Origin of the sequence: Bradyrhizobium sp. 139 (assembly GCF_023074175.1) — a bacterium.
Classification (GTDB): domain Bacteria; phylum Pseudomonadota; class Alphaproteobacteria; order Rhizobiales; family Xanthobacteraceae; genus Bradyrhizobium.
In genome coordinates this window covers 1-24,662 of record NZ_JADPKS010000003.1, presented here as the reverse complement: position 1 = coordinate 24,662, position 24,662 = coordinate 1, and the positions used below count along the sequence as shown (strand labels likewise).

Genomic DNA, 24,662 nt, shown 5'->3' with positions numbered 1-24,662 from the left:
TATACGCACGTCCGGTAAGATTTCGTTAAGCCTCGAACGGATTTTGTACCAGGATAGTATCCTCGCGTTCGGGGCTGGTGGAAAGCAGTGCGACCGGGCACCCCACCAATTCCTCGATCCGGCGGACATATTTGATGGCCTGGGCCGGCAGGTCGGCCCATGACCGCGCGTTGGCGGTTGGCTCCTTCCAGCCCTCGATGGTCTCGTAGATCGGCTCGACTCTGGCCTGGGCGCCCTCGCCGGCCGGGAAGTGGTCGATCTCCTTGCCGTCGAGCTTGTAGCCGGTGCAGACCTCGATCGAATCGAAGCCGTCGAGAATGTCCAGCTTGGTCAGCGCCAGGCCATTGATGCCGCCGGTCCGGACCGCCTGGCGGACCAGCACGGCGTCGAACCAGCCGCAGCGGCGCGGACGGCCGGTGTTGGTGCCGAACTCGCGGCCGCGCTCGCCGATCTTGCGGCCGGTCTCGTTGTCCTGCTCGGTCGGGAACGGGCCCTGGCCGACCCGGGTCGTGTAGGCCTTGCACAGGCCGAGCACATAGCCCACCGCGCCGGGGCCGAGGCCCGAGCCGGTCGCAGCCTGCGCCGCCACCGTGTTGGACGAGGTGACGTAAGGATAGGTGCCGTGGTCGACGTCGAGCAGCGCGCCTTGCGCACCCTCGAACAGCATGCGCTTGCCTTCGCGTCGCTTGATGTCGAGCAACCGCCACACCGTCTCGGCATAGGGCAAGAGCTGCGGCGCAAGCGCGGTCAATTCCTTCAGGATGTCCTTGCCATCGAACTCCGGCAGATTGAGACCGCGGCGCAGCGCATTGTGGTGAGCAAGGAGCCGGTCGATCTTGTGCGGGAGGGTGTCGAGATCGGCGAGGTCCATCAGGCGGATGGCGCGGCGGCCGACCTTGTCTTCATAGGCCGGTCCAATGCCGCGGCGGGTGGTGCCGATCGCAGTCGCCGCATTGGCGGATTCGCGGTGCGCGTCGAGCTCACGGTGCAGCGGCAGGATCAGGGTGACGTTCTCGGCGACACGCAGATTGTCCGGAGAGACCGCGACGCCCTGCGAGCGCAGCTTGGCGACCTCGTCGAGAAAGGCCTGCGGATCGAACACCACGCCGTTGCCGATCACCGACAGCTTCTGATCGCGCAGCACGCCGGAGGGCAGCAGCGCCAGCTTGTAGGTCTTGCCGTTGATGACCAGCGTATGGCCGGCGTTATGACCGCCCTGGAAACGAACGACAATGTCCGCCTGCTCCGACAACCAGTCGACGATCTTGCCCTTTCCTTCGTCGCCCCATTGGGCGCCGACGACGACAACATTGGCCATTCGCGGGTAATCCCTATGCAAACTGTCTCTAAGTGGCATGATCCTCGCGGAAAACCGGTGCCCACTTTTCCGGGATCATGCCTGCGCCCAGCCCAAGTCACGGCCGCGGCCGCTCGCATGCGAGGCAGCCCCACCGGATAAAGGAAGCGGTCCTTCTAGGCAAGCAAGAAGGAGGCTTTTTCGGGATTCAAAGCATGATCCAAGCCTTTGATATCCCCCGAAAATCCAGAAACGTTCCGGGCTGGCGCGCCGACCTCGTCAGAAGCCGCCGGATGCCTTCTGCGCGCCGGCCGCTGCATGGTCGCGATGCGTCCAGCCCCCATTGATGCAACCCCGATTTCCGTGTCTTTGAACGGAGCCGGGGATCGTCCGGCCCGGACCTTGCCGGGCCGGCGGCCTTGGCGCACCTTGCGGGGCCATAACAATCACAATGTCCGCCACCGGCCAGACCACCGGCACCGAATCATCCGGCCACAGCTGGATCGCCAACCAGCCTTATCTGCTGCTCAGCATCACCGCGTTGTGCTGGGCCGGCAACGCCATTGTCGGGCGGCTCGCCGCCGGCCACATCCCGCCGGTCACGCTGTCGTTCCTGCGCTGGTTCTTCGCCTTCCTCCTGGTGCTGCCGTTCGCCTGGAAGCATCTCGCCCGGGATTGGCCCGCGATCCGCGGCAAGCTCGGCCTGATGATCACGCTCTCGATCACCGGCATCGGCGCCTTCAACACGCTGCAATACTGGGCGCTGGAGCATACGCAGGCGCTCAACACGCTGCTGCTCCAATCGGCAGCGCCCCTGCTCGTGGCGCTGTGGTCGCTGGCGATCCTGGGCGTCCGGCTCACGAAGGCGCAGGCCTTCGGCGTGCTGCTGTCGATGTGCGGCGTGCTGACGATCCTGCTACACGGCGATTTCACCACGCTGTCGAACATCGAGTTCAACAAGGGCGACGTCATTTTCATCGTCGCGCTGATCATCTTCGCGCTCTATTCGGTACTGACCCTGAAGCGGCCGCCGATGCACGGACTGTCGTTCCTCGCCTTCACCTTCGGCGCCGGTGCCGCCTGTCTCATTCCGCTCGAGATCTGGGAACTGTCCGCACGTCCGGTGATGAAGCTCGACGGACCGAACATGCTGACGCTGTTCTATGTCGCGGTATTCCCCTCGACCCTCGCCTATCTCTGCTTCAATCGCGGCGTCCGCCTGATCGGCGCCAACCGCGCGGCGCCGTTCTTCCACGTCGTGCCGGTATTCGGCTCGATCATGGCGTTGGCATTCCTCGGCGAACACCCGCAAGCCTTCCACTTCATCGGCTTCGCGCTGGTGCTGGCCGGTGTGTTTGTGGCTTCGAGAAAGCAGGCGACATAACTTCATCCTTCTCTCGTTGTGGCAGAAGGTGGCGCTACTTCGCCTTGAACTTGCTGTACGCTTCGCTGGTCGCGATGATGACGTGCTCGGCGCAGCCGTTGACGCGATGCGGGTCGGCCTCACGCTCGTAGGTCTCCGACGTCATCATGTCGAGGAAGGCCGCGGCCGACGGATAAAACACCAGCGCGACGAAATCCCATTCGTTGCCATCGTGCGGGCCGAGGGCGACCGTCTTGGCGGCGCCGGTCCAGAGCAGCGTGCCGCCGCGTGCCCGGATCATGGGCACCGTGATCGCACTGTAACGCAGATAAGCGTCCCAGCCCGAACCGTCGCCATCGCGCGAGCGCGCGTGGAAGCGCATCAGGTTCAGCATCACCACGGGCGCATGCTGATCGAGCCCTTCCAGGCCTTGGATGTTCAACATATTAACCGGCAATGGCGCCTCCCCGGGGCATGCCTGCATTGTAGCGTTGCGGCGGCGTGACTTGTGTCACGACAGCAATTCGGCGCAAGGTCCTATGTGACGCCAATGACGATTGCTTCGCCCCCGCCAAAGGTCTCGAATCCGGCCAGTTGGCTCAACAACCAGCCTTATTTGCTGCTTAGCCTGAGCTCGCTGTTCTGGGCCGGCAACATCGTGCTCGCGCGCCATGTCGGCGCGCATGTGCCGCCGCTGACGGTGACCACGATCCGCTGGTTCGGCGTGTTCCTGATCCTCCTGCCGTTCGCCTGGCCGCATCTGAAGCGCGACTGGCCGAGCATACGCAAGAGCCTGCCGCTGATGCTGTTCCTGTCGCTGGTCGGCTTTGCCTTCAACAACGCGATCTCGTACTGGGCGATGCAATACACGGAGGCGCTGAACGCGCTGCTGATCCAGTCGGCCGGCCCGCTGTTCGTGGCGCTGTGGTCGCTGGTGCTGTTCGGCGTGCGGCTGACGGGCGCGCAGCTCGCCGGCATCGGGATCTCGCTTTTCGGCGTGCTGATCATCATCCTGCACGGCGATCTCGCCGCGCTCGCGAGCATCAGCTTCAACAGGGGCGACATCATGTTCGCCTCCTCGCTGGTGGCATTCGGGATCTACTCCGCCTTCATCCCGCGCCGGCCGAAGATCCACCAGCTCTCCTTTCTGTCCTTCACCACCTGCTGCGGCGCAACGATGCTGCTGCCGACCGCGGTCTGGGAGACCTGGAGCGGCCGGGTCCTGCAACTCGACGGGGTGACGCTGGCGACGTTGGGTTACATCCTGATCTTTCCCTCGACGCTGGCCTATCTCTTCTTCAACCGCGGCGTGGCGCTGATCGGCCCGAACCGCGCCGCACCGTTCTTCCATCTGGTGCCGGTGTTCGGCTCGGCGATGGCGATCCTGCTGCTGGGCGAAAAGCTCCGGCCGTTTCATTTGGTCGGCTATGCGCTCGTGCTCGCCGGCGTCGTGATCGCATCACGCCAGGGTTCTGCGGTGAAATAATTCAGCAGCGCGGGCGCACAACAAGTCTCATGTCCCGGGCGCGGCGCAGCACGCAGTGATGCGCTGCTGAACCGGGACCCAGTTTGCCGCGGCATGGGCCCCGGCTCTGCAGCGCACCGCTGAAGAAGCGCTGCGCTGCGTCCGGGGCACGAGACCAAGTTAACTCGCGTCTTCCGGTTTTGATGTGGACCGGCTAGGTTCCCCGCCAACGAAAAAGAGGGAACGTCCAGACATGCTGTCATCACTGATCCGCGCCCTGCGCACCGCCGGCGCGGCCGCGCTCTGTCTCGCCGCCGCATCCGCCGCGCAGGCCGACAATTATCCGAGCCGCAACATCACGCTGGTGCTGCCGTTCGCGGCCGGCAGCGGCACCGACACCACGACGCGGCTCATCTCGCAGCATTTATCGCAGGCGCTCGGCGTCGGGATCGTGATCGAGAACAAGGCGGGCGCCAACGGCATGATCGCCGCGACCTATGTCGCGCGCGCCGCCCCCGACGGCTACACGCTGCTGGTGACGACCAACACCACGCATTCGGCCAATCCCTATCTGCTCAAGAGCCTGACCTACGATCCCGTCAAGGATTTCACCCCGATCGCGCGCACCGGCGACCTGCCCTTCATGCTGGTGATTCATCCGGAGGTGCCGGCAAAAACCGTCGGCGAGCTCGTCGCCTACGGCAAGGCCAATCCGGGCAAGCTCAGCTACGCCTCGGGCTCGTCCTCGGCGATCGTGTCGGGCGCGACTTTTGCGCACAATGCCGGGCTCGATCTCCTGCACGTGCCGTACAAGAGCTCGCCTCCGGCGCTCAACGACGTCATGGGCGGCCGCGTCTCGATGATGTTTGTCGACATCCTGACGGGCCTGCCCCACGTCAACGGCAACGCGCTGCGCGCGCTCGCCGTCACCACCAAGGACCGCTCGCCGCTGGTGCCGAACCTGCCCTCGATGCAGGAGGCCGGCGTGCCGGATTTCGACATCTCGTCGTGGCAGGGCTATTTCGGCCCCGCCGGCATGCCCAAGGAGATCGTGACCAGACTCAACGCCGAGATCAGGAAGATCGTCGAGAAGCCGGAGATCAAGGCCCAGCTTGCCACGCTCGGCATGGACGCATTTTCGGGCACGCCAGAGCAGCTCGGCACGTTCGTGAACGAGCAACTGGTGCTGTGGGAGAAGCTGATCACGAACGCCGGAATTGAGAAGCAGTAGGGCTCGCGAAAGCTGCGCGCTCCGTATTCTCCGTCATGGCCGGGCTTGTCCCGGCCATCCACGCCTATCGACGCGTACGGTGTCCAAGAACGTGGATGCCCGGGACAAGCCCGGGCATGACGATGGAGTAGATGCTGTTGCCTTGTGTGACGACTTACGCCACGCGGACCTTGGCGAGGAAGCCGTCGACCGCGCTGCGCAGCGCGCTGGACTGGTTATCCAGCTCGCGGGCGTTGGTGAGCACGTCGGTGGCCGCGCTGCCGGTCGCTTCCGCGGCCGAGGTGACGCCACCGATATGGGTGTTGATCTCGCTTGAGCCTGCCGCAACCGACTGAATGTTGCGGGCGATCTCGCGGGTCGCTTCGCCCTGCTGCTCGATCGACGAGGAGATACCGGCGGTGATCTCGCTCATCTCGGCGATCGTCTGGGTAATGCCGGAGATCGCCGTGACCGCGTCGCTGGTCGAGGTCTGCATCGCCGCAACCTGGGCGGAGATTTCCTCGGTCGCCTTCGCGGTCTGGTTCGCCAGCGCCTTGACCTCGGAGGCGACGACCGCGAAGCCGCGGCCGGATTCGCCGGCGCGGGCCGCTTCGATGGTGGCGTTGAGCGCGAGCAAATTGGTCTGCGCGGCGATCGAGTGGATCAGCTTGACGACCTCGCCGATCTTCTCGGCGCCGGTCGAGAGCACCTGCACGGTGGCATTGGTGCGTTCGGCATCGCTGACCGCGCGGCTCGCCACTTCGGTCGAGCGCGTGACCTGACGGGAGATTTCCGCAACCGAGCTCGACAGCTCTTCGGCGGCTGCGGCAACCGTGCCGACATTGCCGGAGGCCCTTTGCGAGGCAGCGCCGACGGTCGCCGCGCGCGACGAGGCATCGCTGGCGGTCGCGGTCATCGACTGCGCCGTGCTCTGCATGCCGGCCGCGGCCGAGGAAACCGAGCGGACGATGCCATTGACGCTGCGTTCAAAGTCGTTGGCGATGCCCTCCATCACACTGCGACGTTCCGTCGCGGCACGCTCCTTGGCATCGGCCTCGGTCTTCTCGATTTCGCGGATGCGAACCGCGTTGTCCTTGAAGATCTGGACGGTCGAGGCCATCGCGCCGACCTCGTCGCCGCGGCCGACGCCGGGGATGTCGCCCTCGAGCTTGCCGTCGGCGAGATCCTTCATGCGGGTGCCGAGGAGATTGAGCGGACCGCTGATGCTGCGACCAAGCAGCCAGGCAACGCTACCGGCAACGATGACGATGCCAAGCATGGCCAGACCAAGCAGCCAGTAGACCGGGCCCATTTTGGCGTCGATATCGTCGAGATAAGCGCCCGTGCCGAGATACATGTCAAAGCCCGGGACGGCCACGGCGTAGCCGAGCTTGCGGATCAGCCCTTCCTGGCCCGGCTTCGCATATTCATAGTGCAGCAGGATCGAACCATTGGCCTTGACGCCGTCCATCAGCTCCAGCGACAGCTTGCGGCCGTTGGTCACGACATCCATGCGGTTGGTGCCGATCTGCTTCGGATCGGGCGCGAGCTGGGTGATGCCGTCATAGGACGTGCCGAACAGATAGCCCGAGCCGTTGTCATAGGTCATCGCGTTGCCGTAGCGGCGAAGGTCGGCCATCGCCGCATCCTTCGTCAGCTCACCGGCATCGACGCGTTTCTTCAACGCCGCGGCGTAGTTGCGACCCAGATCGACGATCGACTTGGCCTGGTCGATGCGCGCATTCACCATCTCGCGCTTCATCAGATAGCCGGCGAGAACACCGGAGACGCAAAGGCCGAACAGGGTGACGCCGACAAGGATACCGAGCTTCGGGGCGATCTTCAGATTGCTCAACTTCACGGGATAGCTCCGGCAATAAATGGGACACGGGCGCGCGAGTAAAATCGATAGAAGTGGAATCAACTCTTAGTGTGCGACCTGTTATCAAGCTGTTACGGGCGGGCTCCGTAGAAGCCCGGACGTAAGGCCGAAACAGTCGAACAAATCGCCGTAGCGGCAACCGATGATTGTACGCAATCGCCGCCATTTCGCGTAAAAGACGCAAGGGCCCGCCGCGAAGGCCGGGCCATAACAAGAACCGACAGACCAAATCGGGAGCAGGACATGCCGAAATACAGGGTGGTGACGCCGAAGGGCGCGAGCTTCACGGTCGCAGGCAGCGACTATTCCTATGAGCGCGAGGCGCTCGATCCGATCGACGCCGAGATCGTCGAGGCGCCGGCCGACGAAGCCGGGTTCATCGCCGCCGCAAAAACCGCCGACGCCATCTATGCCAAGGGCATCCCCATCACCAAGTCGATCATCGACACGCTGGACAATTGCAAGGTGATCACGCTCGGCTCGGTCGGGGTCGACAGCGTCGACGTCAAGGCTGCGACCGCCCGCGGCATTCCCGTCACCAACATTCCCGACACGTTCATCGAGGAGGTCGCCGACCATGCCATGATGCTGCTGCTCGCGGGCTTCCGCCGCCTGGTCGAGCAGGACAAAATGGTGCGCAGCGGGCGCTGGGCGGAGGGCCGGCCGGCGCTGTTGAAGGTTCCGCGGCTGATGGGCCAGACGCTCGGCTTCATCTCGTTCGGCCGCGTCGCGCGTGCAGTTGCGAAACGCGCCGCCCCGTTCGGCCTGCGCATGATGGCCTACGACCCCTTCATCCAGGAAACGCTGATGTACGACCACGGCGTGATCCCGGCGACGCTGAACGAGGTGCTCTCGCAATCCGACTTCGTCTCGATGCACGCACCCGCCCGGCCCGAGGTGCATCACATGCTGACCGAGAAGCATTTTCGGCAGATGAAGAAGGGATCGGTCTTCATCAATACCGGCCGCGGCGCCACGGTCGACGAGGAGAGCCTGATCAAGGCGCTGCAGGAGGGCTGGATCGCGCATGCCGCCCTCGACGTGCTGGAGACGGAACCGCCGTCGCACAACAATCCCATCCTCAGCATGGAGAACGTCACCCTGACCGCCCATGTCGCCTCGGCCTCGGCACGGTTCGACGAGGCGCGCAAGCGCCGCGTGGGCTACGAATTGTCACTGGTGCTTCAGGGCATGTGGCCGGTAAGCTGCGTCAATCCGTCGGTGCTGCAAGACACCGCGCTCCGCCGCTGGCAGCCCGTCAGCATGGACCGCGGCCCGAACAGCTAGGCGGCCGGCCGCAAACCGCGCCGGGAACCGGAACGACCCTTCACCGGCGATCAACGCCGGGAAGGGAGACATCATAGGGAGGAATCGATGAGGAACGACATCACACGTCGTGATGCCTTGGCGCTGGGCCTGTCCGCTGCCGCAATCGCGGCAACCGGTGCTCCGGCGAATGCCCAATCCACGATCAAGGCCGCGGACGTCCCCGCACCGAAACTGCCGATCGAGAAAGGCGCAACCCTGCGCATGCTGCGGCCGGTACGCTTCGTCCAGGCCGACGAAGACGTATTCCGCGCCAATGCGGCCAAATTCACCAAGGAGACCGGGGTCGAGGTCAAGGTCGACTTCGTCGGCTGGGAGGACATCAACCAGCAGACCGCGGTGACCGCCAATTCCGGCGCCGGCCCCGACATCATCATCGGCTTCTCCGATGCGCCGCACATCTATATCGACAAGCTGATCGAGCTCACCGACGTCGCCGACTATGTCGGCAAGCGTTATGGCGGCTGGCTGCCGCTGGCGCAGCGCTACGGCAAGAAGAACAAGAGCGACGCCTGGATCGGACTGCCGTTCGGCGCCACCGCAGGTCCCCTGATCTACCGCAAATCGATCCTGCAATCGGTCGGCTTCGACAAGGTGCCGGAAGACCATGCCGGCATCCTCGACCTGTGCCAGAAGCTCCACAAGGCCGGCAAGCCGGCCGGCTTCGCGCTCGGCAACGCCAAGGGCGACGGCAACGGCTTCGCGAGCTGGGCGCTGTGGTCGCACAATGCCGCCCTGCTCGACGAAGAGGGCAACGTCGTCATCAACAGCAAGGAGACGATCGCCGCGCTGAACTGGGTCAAGCAGCTCTACCCGACCTTCATCGCCGGCACGACGTCATGGAACGACGTCAGCAACAACCGCGCCTACGCCGCGCAGGAGATCGCGCTGACCGCCAACGGTGTCTCGCTGTACTTCTCGCTGAAGAACGATCCGGCGACCAAGGCGATCGCCGACGACAGCGAGCATCAGTTGCTGCCGAAGGGCGTGGCCAAGGTCTCACCGATGGCAGGCCTGACGCTGAACGCGATGGTGTTCAAGCACAGCCAGTACCCCAACGCCGCAAAGGCCTTCCTGCAATACATGCTGGAAAAGGACCAGTACGAGCCGTGGCTCAACGCCAACTCCGGCTACTGGGCCCAGCCGCTGGCCGCTTATGCCGACGCCGCCGTGTGGTCGCAAGATCCCAAGGTGAAGCTGTTCAAGAACACCATGAACAGCACCTATTATGACGGCTACGCGGGCCCGATCTCGACCGCGACCGGCGCCGTCAGCGCCGACTACGTGCTGATTCAGATGTTCGCGTCCGTCGCGACCGGCGCTGCCACGCCGGAGGCCGCGGCCGCGGAAGCCGAGCAGCGCAGCAAGCGGTACTTCCGGCGGCAGAAGTAGCGTCCAGCGGCGTGGCCGGCATTGCGAGGAGCAAAGCGACGAAGCAATCCAGACCGTAACAGCGGAGACAGACTGGATTGCTTCGCTTCACTCGCAATGACGGTGTGGCAATAATTCAAGAGGACAGGCAAACCGATGTCCGTGACCACACTCTCCTCCCCCACCCTGGTGCAGCGGCAGCCGGGCTGGATCGCACGCCTGCTCGATTACAAGCCGTTCCTGATCGTGATGTGCCTCGCGCCCGCGATCGGGCTGCTCTCGGTGTTCCTGACCTATCCGCTCGGCCTCGGCATCTGGCTCGCCTTCACCGACACCACGATCGGAAGAAACGGCGTCTTCGTCGGCTTCGAGAATTTCCAGTATCTGCTCACCGATTCGCTGTGGTGGAACGCGGTGTTCTACAGCGTGATCTACACGGGGATCGCGACCTTCGGGAAGTTCGCACTGGGCTTCTGGCTTGCGATGCTGCTCAACAACCATTTTCCGTTCAAGAGCCTGCTCCGCGCCATCATCCTGATGCCCTGGATCGTACCGACGGTGCTGTCGGCGCTGGCGTTCTGGTGGATCTACGATCCGCAATTCTCGATCATCTCCTATTTGCTGGTCGACGTGCTGCACTGGCGCACCAGCAATATCGACTTCCTCGGCTCGCCCTGGCCGGCGCGTTTCTCGCTGATCGCCGCCAACATCTGGCGCGGCATTCCCTTCGTCGCGATCTCGCTGCTGGCCGGCTTGCAGACCATCTCGCCCTCGCTGTATGAGGCCGCGATGCTCGACGGCGCCAGCGCCTGGCAGCGCTTCCGCTACATCACCTTCCCGATGATGATGCCGATCCTCGCCATCGTCATGACTTTCTCGATCATCTTCACCTTCACCGACTTCCAGCTGGTCTACGCCATCACCCGCGGCGGTCCCGGCAACTCGACCCATTTGCTGGCCACGCTCGCCTTCCAGCGCGGCATTGCCGGCGGCGAGCTCGGTGAAGGCGCCGCGATCGCGGTGTCGATGATCCCGTTCCTGGTGTTCGCGACGCTGTTCTCATATTTCGGCCTGGCGCGCCGCAAATGGCAGCAGGGAGAGAGCAATGACTGATACCGTCGCCCAACCGGCCTCCGTCGCCACCACATCGCCCGACACCATGGCCTGGGATTCCGGGCTGCGGCGGCTGATGATGATCTACCTGCCGCTCGGCTGCTTCGTGCTGATCCTGCTGTTTCCGTTCTACTGGATGGCGATCACGTCGTTCAAGCCGAACGCGGAGCTGATGAACTACAAGGAGCACAATCCGTTCTGGATTTCCTCGCCGACGCTGGTGCACATCAAGCATCTGCTGTTCGACACGGCCTATCCGCGCTGGCTATGGACGACGATGCTGGTGGCGATCGGCTCGACCACGCTGTCGCTGATCGCGAGCACGCTCGCCGCCTACGCCATCGAGCGTCTGCGCTTCCGCGGCAGCCCCTATGTCGGCCTTGGCATTTATCTCGCCTATCTCGTGCCGCCGTCGATCCTGTTCATACCGCTCGCCACCGTGGTGGTGCAATTCGGCCTGTTCGACAGCCCGATGGCGCTGATCCTGGTCTATCCGACCTTCCTGGTACCGTTCTGCACTTGGCTCCTGATCGGCTATTTCAAGTCGATTCCTTACGAACTCGAGGAATGCGCGCTGGTCGACGGCGCGACGCGTCTGCAGATCCTGCGGCGGATCACGCTGCCGCTGGCGGTACCCGGGCTGATCTCGGCCGGCATCTTCTCCTTCACACTGTCCTGGAACGAGTTCATCTACGCGCTCGCCTTCATCCAGAGCGGCGCCAACAAGACCGTGCCGGTGGCGATCCTGACCGAGCTCGTCACCGGCGACGTCTACCAGTGGGGCGCGCTGATGGCGGGATCGCTGCTCGGCTCGCTGCCGGTTGCGATCTTCTACTCGCTGTTCGTGGATTATTACGTGTCCTCGCTGACCGGCGCGGTCAAGGAGTGACCGCGACAGCGGCGTTTGGTCCGGCCTCACAAAACTGCAATGCACGATGCGCATAAGACGGCCTCCGCTAACAGGAGACGCACATGCGCGCCACTTTTCCTCCGTCGCAACGATCATTCTCACTGCGAGCACAGCGCTTGCCGAGAGCGAAGGCGAATTCCCGGCGAAGCTCGCCGGCCACGTGGTGATGCCGGCCGCAACGTTCATCGATGCGCCGGTCGATGCCCCCGCCGATCTCAAGACCTCCGGCAAATACACCACCGGTAAGCGCGTCGATGCACTCGGCACCGTGATGGGCAAGTCCTATGAGCGCCCGACCGGCGTGTCGCTGCCGTTCAAGGGCCAGCCGCTCCAGGGCCATTCCGGCATCAAGACCATGCCCGACGGCAGCTTCTGGGTCATCACCGACAACGGCATGGGCGCACGCGCGAACTCGCCGGATTCAATGCTGTACCTGAACCGCTACAAGATGGATTGGGCGAGCGGCAAGATCGAGCGCCAGGAAACCATCTTCCTGCACGACCCCGACAGACGCGTGCCGTTCCGCATCGTGCACGAGGACACCCAGAAGCGTTACCTCACCGGCTCCGACTTCGACACCGAAGGTTTTCAGATCGTCGGCGACGTCTTCTGGATCGGCGACGAGTTCGGCCCTTACATCCTGAAGGCCGACAAGACCGGCAAGATCCTGGGCGTATTCGAGACGGTGGCCGACGGCAAGCCGGTGCGGTCGCCCGATCATTGGGCGGTGGGAACCCCGGGCGCGCCGGGCGCGACCTACACCAACGTCAACCTCCGCCGCTCCAAGGGCTATGAGGGCTTTGCGTCGTCCAAGGACGGCAAGTTTCTCTACGGCCTGCTCGAGGGGCCGCTGTGGGATGCCGACAAGAAGGACTGGGAAAAGGTCGACGGCAAGGAAGCCTCCCGCATTCTCGAATTCGATGTCGCGGCGGAAAAATTCACCGGCCGCTACTGGCAATATGTGTTCGAGCAGAACGGCAATGCCATCGGCGACTTCAATATGATCGACCTGGCGAGCGGCCTGATCATCGAGCGCGACAACGGCGAAGGCACCGCGGACAAGGCCTGCCCGCAAGGCACGCGCGGCGAAAACTGCTTCCCTGATCTCGCCAAGTTCAAGCGCGTCTACAAGATCGAGTTCTCGGACGCCAATGTCGGCAAGCCCGTGCGCAAGATCGGCTATATCGACCTCCTGAAGATCAGAGATCCCGACAAGAAGGCGAAGAAGCCGCTCAATGACGGCGTCTACACCTTCCCGTTCTTCACCATCGAGAACGTCGATCGCGTCGACGAGACCCACATCATCGTCGGCAACGACAACAATCTGCCGTTCTCGTCCAGCCGCGATCCCAACAAGGCCGACGACAACGAGTTCATGCTGCTCGAGGTCGCGGATTTCCTGAAGGCGAAGTAAGGCCCGGCTCTTTCGACACGGTCATCGCCCGGCTTGATGTTTTGACCGGGCGATCCAGTACGCTGCGGCGTCTATGTGATACGGAACGGCCGCGGGGTACTGGATGCCTGCCTTCGCGGGGCATGACAGCGGAGGGCTTACCTCACCGTAAATTCCACCGGGATCGAAAAGCTCATCGCGCCGTTCTTGATCTCGTCCGGGATCGGCGGAAACGGCGAGGCCTGGCGGATCATCGACATGGCCTGGGCGTCGAATACGGCAACGCCGGACGATCCGCCGAGACGGCTGGACGTGACCTGCCCGCTACGGCTGACGGTGAAGCTGAGCCTCGCAACGCCGCGCTGACCGCCGCCGCCGGACGGATATTGGTGGAAGCGCATCAAATGCGCGCGGACGCGCTGATTATAGGATGCGAGCACGGAGGCCACCGCGCCGGCACTCACTGCGGATGCCATCGGCGCCTCGCGCTCCGCACGCGGCGGCGCGCTGGTACGCGGCGCAGGCGTCGCCTCCGACGGCTTCTTGGCCTCGCGACGAACCAGCTTCGGCTTCGCCGGCGCAGGCTTTTCGACCGGCACGATCTTCGCCGGCTCGGGCTTGGCCGGTGCCGGCTCGAGCTTCTGCTCCGGCGGCGCCACCACCTCCGGCTTTTCCTGCAGCGGCGTCGGCGCGATGGTCTCCTCGACGGCCTGCTGCTGCACCGGCTCCGGCGGCGAGGCGTCAGCCTCCTGCATCGCCGGTCCCGGCGCAACGTCGTCCTGCACCGACTGCGGCGCCGACGTCACCGGCGCCATGTCGATCATGATCGCCGGCAGGCTGACGCCCTGCTCGGGCTGCGACCTGAGCCAGCTCGTCGCAAGCAGCGCGGCCACAATATGCAGCGCCACGATCACCGCCGCCGCTAAGCCCCAGCGCACGGATTCGCGTTCGCCGAGCGGCTCGTGCAGCGCAAAGGCGTTCGCGGCCATCAGCTGCGTCCGTCGAGGCCGACCAGCGCCACCTTGAGGTAGCCGGCATTGCGCAAGGTGTTCATCACCCCCATCAGGTCGCCGTAGCTCACGGCCTTGTCGGCACGCAGATAAATGCGCTCGTCCTTGCGACCCTTGGTCGCCGCGTCGAGCGATGTGCCGAGCGATTCACGGCCCACGACGTTTTCGCCGACAGCGATCGAAAGATCAGGCTTCACGGTGACGAAGACTGGCTTGTCCGGCCGTGGCTGCGGCTCGGCCGCGGTGGCGGGCAGCTCGACGCCGACGTCGACGGTGGCGAGCGGGGCGGCCACCATGAAGATGATCAGCAGCACCAGCATCACGTCGATGAACGGTGTGACGTTGATCTCATGGGTGACGTCGAGATCGTCAGGGTCGCCGCGCTTGAGCGGCGATCCCGAATGTGTGCCGAGCTTCGCGGCCATCGGCCTACTCCGCCGCTCGCGACAAGCGGAAGTCGCGATGGTCGCGCTGGCGGCTCGCCAGCAGCATGAGCTGCGCCGAGGCATCGCCGAGCAGCGCGCGGTAATTGGCGATACCGCGGACGAGATGATTGTAGATCACGACCGCCGGGATTGCGGCGACGAGGCCAAGCGCGGTCGCCAGCAGCGCTTCCGCAATGCCGGGCGCGACCACCGCAAGGCTCGTGGTGTGGCTCTCGGAGATGCCGATGAACGAATTCATGATGCCCCAGACCGTGCCGAACAGGCCGACGAACGGCGCGGTAGCGCCGATAGTCGCCAGTACGCCGGTGCCGCGCGCGATCTGCCGCGACATCGCGGCCTCGACCCGCTCCAGCCGCAGCGCCACGCGCTCCTGAAGACCGTCGTCGAGCATGCCGCCGGAGAGCTCTGCCTCCTTCGCGCAGGACTGGATGAGCTGGGCTACGGCGTCGAGCGCGTCGCCGGCCCGTTCGGCAGCCTCCGTCAGTTTGATGTTGCCTTCGAGCGCGCGCGTCCGCTGCAAGGCGAGCGCCGCCTTGCGCCGCAACTCGATGGTCTTGGCGAGCCAGACCGTCCACGTCACCAGCGAGGCGATGGCGAGCCCCACCATCACCGTCTTCACGATGATGTCGGCACCAAGGAACATGCCCCAGGGCGACAAATTGCGCGGCAACAGCGCTTCGTCGATCGCAAAGGCCGATGTCGGCGCAAGCGCCAACGCGATTGCCACGATCACGTGCCGAAGCCCAAAAATGCCCTGCATCCTGATCTCCCGACAGATAGAAGGAAGCTACGCCGCGGGCTGCGCCGCGATCCGGTCCGCAAGCTGCCGGAACCGCGCCAGCTGGTCCCCACGCAGCGCGCGGGTTTCATCACGGCCGACGAACACCTTGAACATGATGCCACCGTCGGCATTGATGAACGCGACGAAGGCCGAAGTCTTGCCCATGAAGGGCCGCTCGACAAAAGCCACGCCCGCACAGCGCTCGTGGCGGAGATGGCCGTGCAGGCCCTTCGGCTGCATCAGGTTGAAATAGCCGCAGCCGATCTCGCCCGCGGGAATGACGCCCGTGAACTCGAAGATTGCGTCATCCGTGTGCACGATCAGCGTGACTTCGCCCCACGCCGCGATGTCCTGCATGGCGGCGGCGAAGTGCTCGCCGCTGCCGATGCGCACCATCGACGGCGACAGCGCCTCGATCACGGCGCGCGGCGAAACCTTGCGCTCGCGCGCAACGTCCTCGATCACCGCGCCGGGATTTTCGGCCATATATGCCCTGAGATCGGCGAGATCGGTGCTCAGCATGTCCAACTCCTTTCGTGCTCGGCCGCCTCAGGCGGCCGCAGCCTTGCGCTCGCTCTGGATCACCTCAAATCCCTCGAACTTGGGATGACCGAGATAGAGGCTTTCGCCGGTCGGATTGTCGGCACGCGCATGGGCGCGGCGAAATTGGTCCGAGCGCGTCCAGGCCTCGAACGCTGCCTTGTCGACCCAGGTGGTGTGCGAGGAATAGAGCGTGTGGTCCTCCGCCTCCGGACCTTTCAGCAGATGAAACTCGACGAAGCCTGGCATGCTGCCGAGGTAGGATTCGCGGGTAGCCCAGACGGTCTCGAACGCGGTCTCCGCGCCCTTCTTCACCTGAAAACGGTTCATGGCGATGAACATTTGACTCTTCTCCTGTCAGTCGTGTGGATCGGCAAACGCCAATCGGATATTTCAGAACGCGCCGAAGCCACGCTGGGACATCAGCGTGGCTCTGGAGGTCAATACGGCGCCCTGCACGGGTTCGCCGGTCTACTCCTCAGGTGCCGCCAAAGTGGTACTTGAGGCCTCCCTTGATCACGAGCCCCGCGCCGGCGCTGGCCCACTTCACGTCGTTTTGCGTGTCACCCGTGCTACCAACCGGAATGGCGTAGGGCCGGTAGTACTGGTTGAGAAGATTTTCGACCGAGAAATTGAGCGTGAGATCCTGCGTCGGCTGATACTGCACGTAGAGATTCACGAGATCGTACGACGTTGCCGGGGTATAGGTCCGCGGAATGTCGTAGTTCGCAATCGCCGATGTCCACATCATCGAGAGGATCAGTGTGCGGTCAAGCAAGCGGACGCCCGCCGTGGTCGTGATCTTCTGCGGCGGAACGCTGTACAGGCCAAACCCGGTCTGCAGGTTCTTGCCGTTCTGATAGGTCCCGGATAGGCCGAAGAACCAGACGTTCGCATCGTACATTGCCTCGGCTTCGAAGCCCTGAATGCGGGCAGAGGCGACGTTCTGATATTGCAGGAACGGCAGCACCGTGATGCTGGGCGCCGGCGGCGGGCCGGTGGGAACCACGAGCGGATTGCCGTAGGCGACTTGATCGATGAAGTCCGTGATGTCGTTGCGGAATACGTTGATCTTGCCGCGCAGCGTATCGCCCGGCGTGAACAGATCGTTCTTCTTGATGTTGAATCCGACTTCCTTGTTCTTGCCGACCTCGGGCCGCAGATTTGGATTCGGCACGAAGCAGAACGTCGAATCCGCGCCCGGTCCAGGCGTGCCCGACGGACAGCGAAAGAAGGAGTCGTTGACCGTGGCACCCCGAATGCGGGCCGCTGACCAGCGTCTCCGTGATCGACGGCGCACGATAGCCTTCGGCATAGCTGACATACGGCGTCACGACTGCCGTAGGAACCAAAGCAACAGTGATCTTTGGCGACAGGCGGTCGCCACCGGACGACGAGGAGGCCGACGAGAGCCGATAATTGTCGTAGCGGAGCGCACCGATCACCTCGAGCATCGAGGTGTAGTCGGTCTTCCACTGCAAGAAGCCGCCGGACACCGTGCGCTGGCCGCTAGGCGTCGTAACTTCCGATGTGCCGGTCGTGTCCCGCGACGATACCTTGTCCTGGAAGGCGTCCAGTCCGTAAGTCACCGCATGACGCCAGCTTCCGGTCTCGAACCGCGTCGTGTTGTGCACATCGACGCCGATCGTGTCGAGCAGATATCCGCGATTGCTGCCGATACAGCCGGACACGGCATTGCCGGGCACGCCACCGCAGTAGACCGACGGCGTCGTGCTGGTATGCGCCGTCTTGATCTGATCGTTCTCAGTACGATTCCAGTAGACTTCCGCGTCCCAGTCGAACCACTGGTCGTCCGGCTGCGAATATTTCCAGCCCAGCGTCGTGGTGTAGTTCTTCACATTGGACGCGTAGATAGACGTGCCACCCAGACTGTTGCTGCCGTTCGCATTGGTCGAGTTGGGATCACCGGCGCGCCGCGGCGGCTGGCCTAAACTGTAGATGTCATCCTGGAAGATGGTCCCGAGCTTGACTTCGTGCCCATCCGCCGGCCGCACCGTCAGCTTGGCGATGCCGCTCGTGAGGCGGTTGCCGGTGTTGGCAACCTCGAAGCCCGTGCCGTCCTTGTAGTTCTCCTGTGTGCTATAGGTGCCGCCCGCGAACACGTCGACATTCGGGTTGACGTGAACACCGCCAAAAGCCGAGCCGAGCGCGCGTCCGTAGTTGCTGCCAAGGATGGTCTTGACGTCCACACCCCAGCGTTCGCCCGCGCGAACGACATCCTCGATGTCCTTGGTGCGAAACGATGCCACGCCGCCGATCGCACCGGAGCCATAGATGTTGGCGGTGGGACCACGGACGATATCGATGCCGCTGATCAGTTCGGGGTTGAGGAAAAACGAGCCGTTGGCGAAGTGCCCCGTGCGCTGGTAGTTCTGCCGCGCACCATCGACAATGACGACGACGCGGCCGAAGTCCTGCAAGCCGCGGATGTTGATCGAGGTCGACGGCTCGTCGCCACGGTTCTGAACCCACACGCCCGGCACATTATAGAGAAGATCACCAACGGTGCTGGCCTGGCGCGACTCGATCTGCCCCGAGGTCACGACGCTGACCGGCGCAAGTGCGTCGACGGCACGCTCTTCAGTCTTGGACGCTGCCGCCGTGATGGTGTCGAGCGTCTGCACCGGTGCCGTGCCGCCGGCCTGGGCACGGGCGTTCATGACGTCAGGTGTTGCCTGCTGCGCGACTTGCGGCTTGGGCTGCTTGCGCTTGGCCTGCTTCGGCCGATCCGACGACGCACTTTCGGCTTGCGGCTGAGCCGTCTGCGCGAGACTGCTCTCCGTCGCCAAGGCCGCAATTGAAACCACCGACGCGCCCAAAATCAGCGCGCGCGAATACCTAGCCCCGTCAGCCATATCACCCCAGCCTGCACTTCACTTCGTTGGTTGGCTGGCGTGCGCTCGCCCAAGGCGAACGACTGGCTGGCTAATTTTCTCAGGACGCAGACAAGTTGCTCCGCATCATAATTGGTTACGTGGCAACACTTCGACGGTCAACGACAACGCGTCGCAGTTTATATCGATTGTAAATTGCCGCCGTTGGAATGCGTCCGTTGCCGCCTATACAAACAGGCAGCATCTGGAATTTCGAAAGCATCACACCAACAATGTCAGCAGCGTCCGGAGACGACGGCGGCGATGCGGCAGGGCCGACACAAAGCCCTGCTGCAACAACGAGAACTTTGACCATGCACGGGAGCCGGATCGACAGCCGCGAGCTCTTTGCGACGGAGCGCGAGATCGTCATCGCGCATGGCGGGGACACCTATCGCCTTCGCCTGACCTCGCAGAACAAGCTGATCCTGACGAAGTAAACTGCAATGACATCTTGTCGCACCCTCACACATCTCCTGCTCTCCGGCACGATCGCGCTCGGCTCGGCCGCGCACGCCGCCGATATCACCGTGCATGACGCCCGCAATCGCGATGTCACTGTTGCCGACTTCGCGCGGACCGTCTCGATCGGCGGCGCCATCACCGAGATCCTCTATGCGCTCGGGCTGGAGAGCCGCGTGGTCGGCGTCGACACCACGAGTCTCTATCCGGCGGCGGCGCTGCACGACAAACCCAATGTCGGCTACATGCGCCAGATTTCGGCCGAAGGCGTGCTGGGCCTCAACCCGACCCTGATCCTGGCAATCCAGGGATCGGGCCCGCGCGAGACCATGGACCTGCTGGAGACGGCGAAGGTGCCGCTGGTGCTGGTGCCAGAGTCCTTCTCCGAGGAAGGTCTGATCGAGAAGATCAAGCTGGTCGGCCATGCCATGGGCGTCGATGCACGCGCCCAATGCCTGAGCACCGCAGTGACTGCGGATCTTGCACAACTTCGCGCACTGCGTGCCAAGGTAACGACGCCGATCCGCGTGATGTTCGTGATGTCGCTCCTGAACGGACGGGCGATGGTCGCCGGCCACAAGACCGCCGCCGACGAGATCATCCGGCTCGCGGGCGCTGCCAACGCCGTCGACGATTACGACGGCTACAAGATCATCGGCGACGAGGCGATCGTGGCCGCAAGGCCCGACGTCGTGCTGTCGATCGAACGCGGCAAGGAGTCGCTCCAGGCCGAGGCGATCTACACCCATCCCGGCTTTGCCCTGACCCCGGTCGCCGCACACAAGAGCTTCATCACCATGGACGGGCTATATCTGCTCGGCTTCGGGCCGCGTACGGCATCGGCTGCGCGTGATCTCTCGGTCAAGCTCTATCCGGTATTGGCCGACGGGGGCGCTGCATTCACGTCGGCCTTGTCGGCTGCGAATTGCCGGCAATGAGCGCGGCGGCGGTCGGAACGGACGCGCATAACCTGCGGCGGCGCGGCGCGGGGCGCAGGTTCGCGCCGGTTGCGATTCCCCTGCTCCTCGCAACGCTCGCAGTCACCGCGATCATCGCGCTGACCGTTGGCGCAGCCGGCATTCCCCTCTCCCGGCTGCCTGCCGCGCTGGGCTTTGCCGGCCACGCAGCCGATGCCATGACGGCCCGCGACCAGCTCGTGCTGTGGTCGATCCGCATTCCGCGGATCGCGGCGACCGCGATGGTCGGCGGCCTGCTCGCCGCGGCCGGCGCGATCATGCAGGGCCTGTTCCGGAATCCGCTCGCCGATCCCGCACTGGTCGGCGTCTCCAGCGGCGGCGCGCTCGCGGCCGCAAGCGCGATCGTCTTCACCGATTCGCGCTTCGGCGAGCCGCTGCGTTTCCTCCAGACCGAGCTCTTGCCGCTTGCAGCCTTCGCAGGCTCCCTGGCGACGACGGCGATCCTCTACGGCATCTCCAGCCGCGCCGGGCGAACGTCGATCGCGATTTTCCTGCTCGCCGGCGTCGCCATCACCGCCATCACCAATGCCGGCATTGGCCTGCTCGTGTTCATCGCCGACGACCGCCAGCTGCGCGACATCACATTTTGGATGCTGGGCTCGATGAGCGGCGCGACCTGGACCAAGGCGGCCGTGCTCGCGCCGATCCTCGTCGTCGGGCTTGCGGCCTGCGCCTTCATCGCGCGCGGTCTCGATCTGCTGGTGCTCGGCGAGGCCGACGCCTTTCACGGCGGCGTCGATGTCGAGCGTCTCAAGCGGATCTCGATCATCATGGTGTCCGCCATGACGGGAGTCGCAGTGTCGATCAGCGGCGTCATCGGTTTCGTCGGCATCGTCGTGCCGCATCTCCTACGCCTCGTCATTGGCCCAGCACATCGCCTGCTGCTGCCAGCCTCGGTGCTGCTCGGCGCGGTCCTGATGGTCGGCGCCGACACGCTGGCGCGCACCATCGTGGCGCCCGCGGAGATGCCGATCGGCATCTTGACCGCGGCGGTCGGCGCGCCGGTCTTCCTCGGCATCCTGCTGCGGCAGCGCGGGCTCGCCACGCTATGAGCGTCGTGATCGAAGCGCACGGCTTGAGCAAGCGCGCCGGCCGCGCGACGCTGCTCGATGGCGTCGGCCTGACGGTAGCCGCCGGCGAGATGGTCGCCATCATCGGCCCGAATGGCGCCGGCAAGTCGACGCTGCTGCGGCTGCTCTCCGGCGATCTCCGTCCGAGCCAAGGCGAGGTGCGGCTGAAGCAGCGCGGCATCCGCAGCTATACGCCGCGCGAGCTTGCCGCGCGGCGCGCGATGCTGTCCCAGCACGTCAATGTCACATTCCCCTTCACGGTCGGGGAGATCGTGCTGATGGGCGCGGGCGACCGCAACCTGCGCGATGCCGTGCCGTTCGTCGACGCCGCGCTGGACGAGGTTGGCCTCGCGCATTTTCGCGAACGGCAATTGCCGACGCTATCGGGCGGCGAGCAGCAGCGGGCCCATTTTGCCCGCGTGCTGGTGCAGCTCGCCTGCGGCGAGGCCGAGCATGGGCCGGGGCTCCTGCTGCTGGACGAGCCGACATCGAGCCTCGATCTGCGCCACCAGATCGACCTGGTCGAGGCCGCGCGCTGCCGCGCGGCCGGCGGCACGGCTGTCATCGCGATCCTGCACGATCTCAACCTTGCGATCCGTTTCGCCGACCGGCTCGTCGTGCTGAACGGAGGCAAGCTCGCCGCCGACGGCCCGCGCGCGGAGATCGTCACGCGCGAAACCATCCGCGAAATCTTCGAGATCGACGCTGTCGTCCACCAGGCCGACGACGGCGTTCCCTACGTGCTGCCGCAGTCGATGCGCGCGGCGCCGCCCACGCGGTGAAGGTGCACTCCCTCGCCCCGCTTGCGGGGAGAGGTTGGGGTGAGGGGGAGTCTCCGCGGGGACGGTGAGAGTTGAGTTTGCGGAGAGTCCCCCTCACCCGGAATTCAAGCTACGCTCGAATTCCGACCTCTCCCCGCAAGCGGGGCGAGGTAAGAGGGCGCGCGCCGCACGTCTTTAGCCCGCCGGCACGATCACCATGCTCTTGTCCTTCGGCCAGCGGATGCGCCAGGCGAAGTTGATGTCCCTGACATCGCCGGGCTTGGCGTCGAACGACCATTCCAGCACGCCGCGCCGGTCGCGAGTATTGCTTGCGGTCGGCGGCGTGGTCGACGGCAGCATCTCGACGGCGATGTCCTCGCTCTCGCTGACCGGGAGCTGATCCTCGATCGCGACCTTGATCGGAAAGTCGTGACCGTTTCGGACAGTCGTCTTGAACGAACGCTCGTCGGTCTTCGACGTCGTGACCAGGAGACCTGCCGAACCTTCGTTGCGCTTGAGCACCGCGCGTTCGATCTTGACCTTGTCGTCGGCGCCGAATCCGAGCCGCACAATATCGTCCTTGGCCGAAGCCGAGATCTTGCCACGGCCGACGAAGACGCCGTCGCGGTAGATCGCGACCTTGCCCGGCAGCAATGTCGTGTCGTCCGTCTGCTTGAAGCTGGCTTCGAGGAAGGCGGTCGGATCCATCACTGGTGCCGCGCGCACCGCGAGATCGGCGGGCACGCTCATCGCAGCAATGCGCAGGCCCTTGGCGCCCTCGGCGGCACCGAGACTGACGCGACCGGGAATCTTGAACGTTGCCTGGAAGTCGCCGATCTCGGCAACCGCCTGCTGTTCGTCGGCGCGCTCCGCAATATCTTCCCTGGATCTGCTAGCGTAGGCGGGGGCTTCCATCTTTCGCTGCATCGGTGCTGCCGCAGGCGCCGCCGTGTCAGAAACTGAGCCCAGCGCCCGCGCCTTCGGCACTTGCAGATATTGGGCGACCAGCGAGTTCAGCTCCGGCGCGCTGCCGCCCCGGCCGATGCGCACGGTGGAAACACCGAGCGTCACGTTCGACCAGTCCTCGCCGGTCGATTGCGTGACCTCGGCGCGGCGAACCAGCTCCAACTGCGGCTTCCGGTCCTTGGCGCCGGTGTCGAGCCGGGCATCATAGAGCGGCAGCCAGCGCGCGTTTCGCACAGCATAAGTCACCCGCAGCGTCGCCTTTGTCGCAGCTGCGGAGGCGACGTCGATGCGCACCTCGAGCTTGCTCGGCGGCTTGGCCGAACGCTCGGCTTCGAGCTGCGCGATCTGGCGATCGATCTCGCGCTGTTTTCGAGTGGCCTCTCGGATCGCGGTGTCGGCGGTCGCGATCTCGTCGCCGACCGCGCTGAAGGCCGCCCGCCACTCGGTGATCGGACGGGCCTCGCCCTTGTCGCCGAGGCCGGCGGGGGACGCCTCGGCAAACCGCTGAGCGAATTTGCGCCGCGCGGCCGCCCCATCGATTGCTCCTTGCAAATCGGAGCGCTCGTCCTTGAGCGTTTCGATGCGCTTGTCGAGTTCGGGCAGGTTGACCGGGGCCGCCGCACGCGGCGGCCGCGCATCGATCGTGCCGATGGTGAGCTTGGCACCCGCCTCGCCCTCGACGCGAAGGGAGGACGGATCGAGCGAAAGCGGAAAATCCTTGGCGACCAGCGTGCTGTCACCGGAGGCGAGGTCCAGCGCGATGACGCGGGTGACGGTGGCGCCATCGAGATAGACGGTGACGTTGTCGATCGCCGATATGGCCTCCACATCGGCCGCCCATGACGGCAACGCGGCGGCCGTGGTCACCAGGACCAGGCTCGTCGTCGCCAGATATTTCGCGATGATGCGCATAAAAATTCCTCCCTGCCGATATCGCCGCGTCGCCAGTCGGACGCGCGATGAAAAAGCCACGCCATCGTGGTGAGACGCGGCAAGGAAGAAACTGGTTCGATTGGGGTTTCCGTGGGGCGCCGCGGCGGCGGCACCATGGCCGCGGAACGCATCGTCCCGCGGCGTCTGTCTGGGAGACTGGCAAGTTCTCCAACGCGCCGGAGATCGGGCTCGATATCTGGTTCATTCGCGGCGGCTCGGCAGGAGCGGCGCTGTACAAGTTCCTGCAGCCCGGCATCTACGCCTATGTCACGCAAAACCTGATCGAGGCGGCCGACCTCGGCGCCACTGCGCACTTCAAGGTCGAAGGCAAGTGGAATGGCGATCTAATGACCCAGGTGAAGGCGCCTGCGGAGATACCGGCTCCCAACACCAACTAGACGATCGTTTCCTTGATTCGAATCATATTCAGGCGGCCTCGGCAAGTTTGTAGGACCAGGTATGGATGACCGGATGGCGGTTGACGTCGTCGAT

21 protein-coding genes and 2 pseudogenes are annotated in these 24,662 nt (G+C 64.6%); 13 read left to right on the top strand and 10 right to left on the bottom strand.

Going from position 1 to position 24,662, the window contains the following annotated elements; all coding sequences use genetic code 11:
- Positions 1-25: 25 nt before the first annotated feature.
- Positions 26-1,318 carry an adenylosuccinate synthase gene (locus IVA80_RS00165; protein ID WP_247424152.1) on the bottom strand — a complete coding sequence of 431 codons (1,293 nt, stop codon included), beginning with the start codon at positions 1,316-1,318 and terminating at the stop codon, positions 26-28.
- Positions 1,319-1,748: 430 nt separating this feature from the next.
- Here IVA80_RS00165 and IVA80_RS00160 point away from each other — a divergent pair, with 430 nt between their 5' ends.
- On the top strand, positions 1,749-2,681 hold the full coding sequence (locus IVA80_RS00160; protein WP_247424148.1) for a DMT family transporter: 933 nt from the start codon (positions 1,749-1,751) through the stop codon (positions 2,679-2,681).
- A 34-nt stretch (positions 2,682-2,715) separates the two neighbouring features.
- Here the strand turns inward: IVA80_RS00160 and IVA80_RS00155 are convergent, their stop codons facing one another.
- Entirely contained in the window at positions 2,716-3,105 is a 390-nt protein-coding gene (locus IVA80_RS00155) for a DUF1330 domain-containing protein (RefSeq protein WP_247424146.1), read from the bottom strand.
- Positions 3,106-3,210: 105 nt separating this feature from the next.
- Here IVA80_RS00155 and IVA80_RS00150 point away from each other — a divergent pair, with 105 nt between their 5' ends.
- Positions 3,211-4,146, top strand: coding sequence for a DMT family transporter (locus IVA80_RS00150; protein ID WP_247424143.1), 936 nt, complete (start codon positions 3,211-3,213; stop codon positions 4,144-4,146).
- A gap of 232 nt (positions 4,147-4,378) precedes the next feature.
- Positions 4,379-5,356 (top strand): tripartite tricarboxylate transporter substrate binding protein, encoded by a 978-nt coding sequence (locus IVA80_RS00145; protein ID WP_247424140.1) that lies wholly within the window; start codon positions 4,379-4,381, stop codon positions 5,354-5,356.
- A gap of 154 nt (positions 5,357-5,510) precedes the next feature.
- Here IVA80_RS00145 and IVA80_RS00140 read toward each other — a convergent pair whose 3' ends face one another.
- Complete coding sequence (locus IVA80_RS00140; RefSeq protein ID WP_247424137.1) at positions 5,511-7,196, bottom strand: methyl-accepting chemotaxis protein; 1,686 nt, start codon at positions 7,194-7,196, stop codon at positions 5,511-5,513.
- Positions 7,197-7,460: 264 nt separating this feature from the next.
- On the opposite strand from IVA80_RS00140, the gene IVA80_RS00135 reads away from it, so the two are divergent.
- The 5 genes from IVA80_RS00135 (at position 7,461) to IVA80_RS00115 (ending at position 13,351) form a co-directional block, all read left to right on the top strand.
- Positions 7,461-8,504 (top strand): C-terminal binding protein, encoded by a 1,044-nt coding sequence (locus IVA80_RS00135; RefSeq protein WP_247424134.1) that lies wholly within the window; start codon positions 7,461-7,463, stop codon positions 8,502-8,504.
- Between the two features lie 87 nt (positions 8,505-8,591).
- A complete protein-coding gene (locus tag IVA80_RS00130) occupies positions 8,592-9,935 on the top strand; it encodes an extracellular solute-binding protein (protein ID WP_247424131.1) in 1,344 nt (447 codons plus the stop codon).
- Positions 9,936-10,070: 135 nt separating this feature from the next.
- On the top strand, positions 10,071-11,027 hold the full coding sequence (locus tag IVA80_RS00125) for a sugar ABC transporter permease (protein WP_247424129.1): 957 nt from the start codon (positions 10,071-10,073) through the stop codon (positions 11,025-11,027).
- A complete protein-coding gene (locus IVA80_RS00120) occupies positions 11,020-11,916 on the top strand; it encodes a carbohydrate ABC transporter permease (protein ID WP_247424126.1) in 897 nt (298 codons plus the stop codon). Before IVA80_RS00125 ends, IVA80_RS00120 begins: the two co-directional genes overlap by 8 nt.
- 46 nt (positions 11,917-11,962) lie before the next feature.
- On the top strand, positions 11,963-13,351 hold the full coding sequence (locus IVA80_RS00115) for an esterase-like activity of phytase family protein (RefSeq protein ID WP_247424124.1): 1,389 nt from the start codon (positions 11,963-11,965) through the stop codon (positions 13,349-13,351).
- A gap of 137 nt (positions 13,352-13,488) precedes the next feature.
- Here IVA80_RS00115 and IVA80_RS00110 read toward each other — a convergent pair whose 3' ends face one another.
- From IVA80_RS00110 to IVA80_RS00085, 6 genes and pseudogenes are all read right to left on the bottom strand, one after another.
- Entirely contained in the window at positions 13,489-14,319 is an 831-nt protein-coding gene (locus IVA80_RS00110; RefSeq protein WP_247424121.1) for an energy transducer TonB, read from the bottom strand.
- On the bottom strand, positions 14,319-14,765 hold the full coding sequence (gene exbD / locus IVA80_RS00105) for a TonB system transport protein ExbD (RefSeq protein ID WP_247424118.1): 447 nt from the start codon (positions 14,763-14,765) through the stop codon (positions 14,319-14,321). Before exbD ends, IVA80_RS00110 begins: the two co-directional genes overlap by 1 nt.
- 4 nt (positions 14,766-14,769) lie before the next feature.
- Positions 14,770-15,546, bottom strand: coding sequence for a tonB-system energizer ExbB (exbB, locus tag IVA80_RS00100; protein WP_247424115.1), 777 nt, complete (start codon positions 15,544-15,546; stop codon positions 14,770-14,772).
- Between the two features lie 27 nt (positions 15,547-15,573).
- Complete coding sequence (gene hutX, locus IVA80_RS00095; RefSeq protein ID WP_247424111.1) at positions 15,574-16,089, bottom strand: heme utilization cystosolic carrier protein HutX; 516 nt, start codon at positions 16,087-16,089, stop codon at positions 15,574-15,576.
- A 27-nt stretch (positions 16,090-16,116) separates the two neighbouring features.
- Positions 16,117-16,449: an antibiotic biosynthesis monooxygenase gene (locus IVA80_RS00090; RefSeq protein ID WP_045002782.1), complete on the bottom strand. Its 333-nt coding sequence runs from the start codon at positions 16,447-16,449 to the stop codon at positions 16,117-16,119.
- A 136-nt stretch (positions 16,450-16,585) separates the two neighbouring features.
- A pseudogene (locus IVA80_RS00085) lies at positions 16,586-18,983 on the bottom strand (TonB-dependent hemoglobin/transferrin/lactoferrin family receptor).
- Between the two features lie 251 nt (positions 18,984-19,234).
- Between IVA80_RS00085 and IVA80_RS00080 the strand changes: the two are divergent.
- The 4 genes from IVA80_RS00080 to IVA80_RS00065 are packed head-to-tail and all read left to right on the top strand — an operon-like array spanning position 19,235 to position 22,292.
- Entirely contained in the window at positions 19,235-19,441 is a 207-nt protein-coding gene (locus IVA80_RS00080; protein ID WP_247424109.1) for a hemin uptake protein HemP, read from the top strand.
- A 6-nt stretch (positions 19,442-19,447) separates the two neighbouring features.
- A complete protein-coding gene (locus tag IVA80_RS00075) occupies positions 19,448-20,401 on the top strand; it encodes a hemin ABC transporter substrate-binding protein (RefSeq protein WP_247424106.1) in 954 nt (317 codons plus the stop codon).
- Complete coding sequence (locus IVA80_RS00070; RefSeq protein WP_247424103.1) at positions 20,398-21,492, top strand: iron ABC transporter permease; 1,095 nt, start codon at positions 20,398-20,400, stop codon at positions 21,490-21,492. Before IVA80_RS00075 ends, IVA80_RS00070 begins: the two co-directional genes overlap by 4 nt.
- Complete coding sequence (locus IVA80_RS00065) at positions 21,489-22,292, top strand: heme ABC transporter ATP-binding protein (RefSeq protein WP_247424101.1); 804 nt, start codon at positions 21,489-21,491, stop codon at positions 22,290-22,292. Before IVA80_RS00070 ends, IVA80_RS00065 begins: the two co-directional genes overlap by 4 nt.
- Before the next feature lie 174 nt (positions 22,293-22,466).
- On the opposite strand, the gene IVA80_RS00060 is transcribed toward IVA80_RS00065, so the two are convergent.
- Complete coding sequence (locus IVA80_RS00060) at positions 22,467-24,149, bottom strand: mucoidy inhibitor MuiA family protein (protein ID WP_247424098.1); 1,683 nt, start codon at positions 24,147-24,149, stop codon at positions 22,467-22,469.
- 167 nt (positions 24,150-24,316) lie between these two features.
- Here IVA80_RS00060 and IVA80_RS00055 point away from each other — a divergent pair.
- Positions 24,317-24,568 (top strand): annotated as a pseudogene (locus IVA80_RS00055) (nitrite reductase, copper-containing); the annotation flags it as partial.
- Positions 24,569-24,662: the final 94 nt, after the last annotated feature.

Coding starts and splice junctions, on each gene's coding strand:
- IVA80_RS00165 (WP_247424152.1), bottom strand. CDS start 1,318: ATGGCCAATGTTGTCGTCGTCGGCGCCCAATGGGGCGACGAAGGAAAG.
- IVA80_RS00160 (WP_247424148.1), top strand. CDS start 1,749: ATGTCCGCCACCGGCCAGACCACCGGCACCGAATCATCCGGCCACAGC.
- IVA80_RS00155 (WP_247424146.1), bottom strand. CDS start 3,105: ATGTTGAACATCCAAGGCCTGGAAGGGCTCGATCAGCATGCGCCCGTG.
- IVA80_RS00150 (WP_247424143.1), top strand. CDS start 3,211: ATGACGATTGCTTCGCCCCCGCCAAAGGTCTCGAATCCGGCCAGTTGG.
- IVA80_RS00145 (WP_247424140.1), top strand. CDS start 4,379: ATGCTGTCATCACTGATCCGCGCCCTGCGCACCGCCGGCGCGGCCGCG.
- IVA80_RS00135 (WP_247424134.1), top strand. CDS start 7,461: ATGCCGAAATACAGGGTGGTGACGCCGAAGGGCGCGAGCTTCACGGTC.
- IVA80_RS00130 (WP_247424131.1), top strand. CDS start 8,592: ATGAGGAACGACATCACACGTCGTGATGCCTTGGCGCTGGGCCTGTCC.
- IVA80_RS00125 (WP_247424129.1), top strand. CDS start 10,071: ATGTCCGTGACCACACTCTCCTCCCCCACCCTGGTGCAGCGGCAGCCG.
- IVA80_RS00120 (WP_247424126.1), top strand. CDS start 11,020: ATGACTGATACCGTCGCCCAACCGGCCTCCGTCGCCACCACATCGCCC.
- IVA80_RS00115 (WP_247424124.1), top strand. CDS start 11,963: ATGCGCATAAGACGGCCTCCGCTAACAGGAGACGCACATGCGCGCCAC.
- IVA80_RS00110 (WP_247424121.1), bottom strand. CDS start 14,319: ATGGCCGCGAACGCCTTTGCGCTGCACGAGCCGCTCGGCGAACGCGAA.
- exbD (WP_247424118.1), bottom strand. CDS start 14,765: ATGGCCGCGAAGCTCGGCACACATTCGGGATCGCCGCTCAAGCGCGGC.
- exbB (WP_247424115.1), bottom strand. CDS start 15,546: ATGCAGGGCATTTTTGGGCTTCGGCACGTGATCGTGGCAATCGCGTTG.
- hutX (WP_247424111.1), bottom strand. CDS start 16,089: ATGCTGAGCACCGATCTCGCCGATCTCAGGGCATATATGGCCGAAAAT.
- IVA80_RS00090 (WP_045002782.1), bottom strand. CDS start 16,449: ATGTTCATCGCCATGAACCGTTTTCAGGTGAAGAAGGGCGCGGAGACC.
- IVA80_RS00080 (WP_247424109.1), top strand. CDS start 19,235: ATGTCAGCAGCGTCCGGAGACGACGGCGGCGATGCGGCAGGGCCGACA.
- IVA80_RS00075 (WP_247424106.1), top strand. CDS start 19,448: ATGACATCTTGTCGCACCCTCACACATCTCCTGCTCTCCGGCACGATC.
- IVA80_RS00070 (WP_247424103.1), top strand. CDS start 20,398: ATGAGCGCGGCGGCGGTCGGAACGGACGCGCATAACCTGCGGCGGCGC.
- IVA80_RS00065 (WP_247424101.1), top strand. CDS start 21,489: ATGAGCGTCGTGATCGAAGCGCACGGCTTGAGCAAGCGCGCCGGCCGC.
- IVA80_RS00060 (WP_247424098.1), bottom strand. CDS start 24,149: ATGCGCATCATCGCGAAATATCTGGCGACGACGAGCCTGGTCCTGGTG.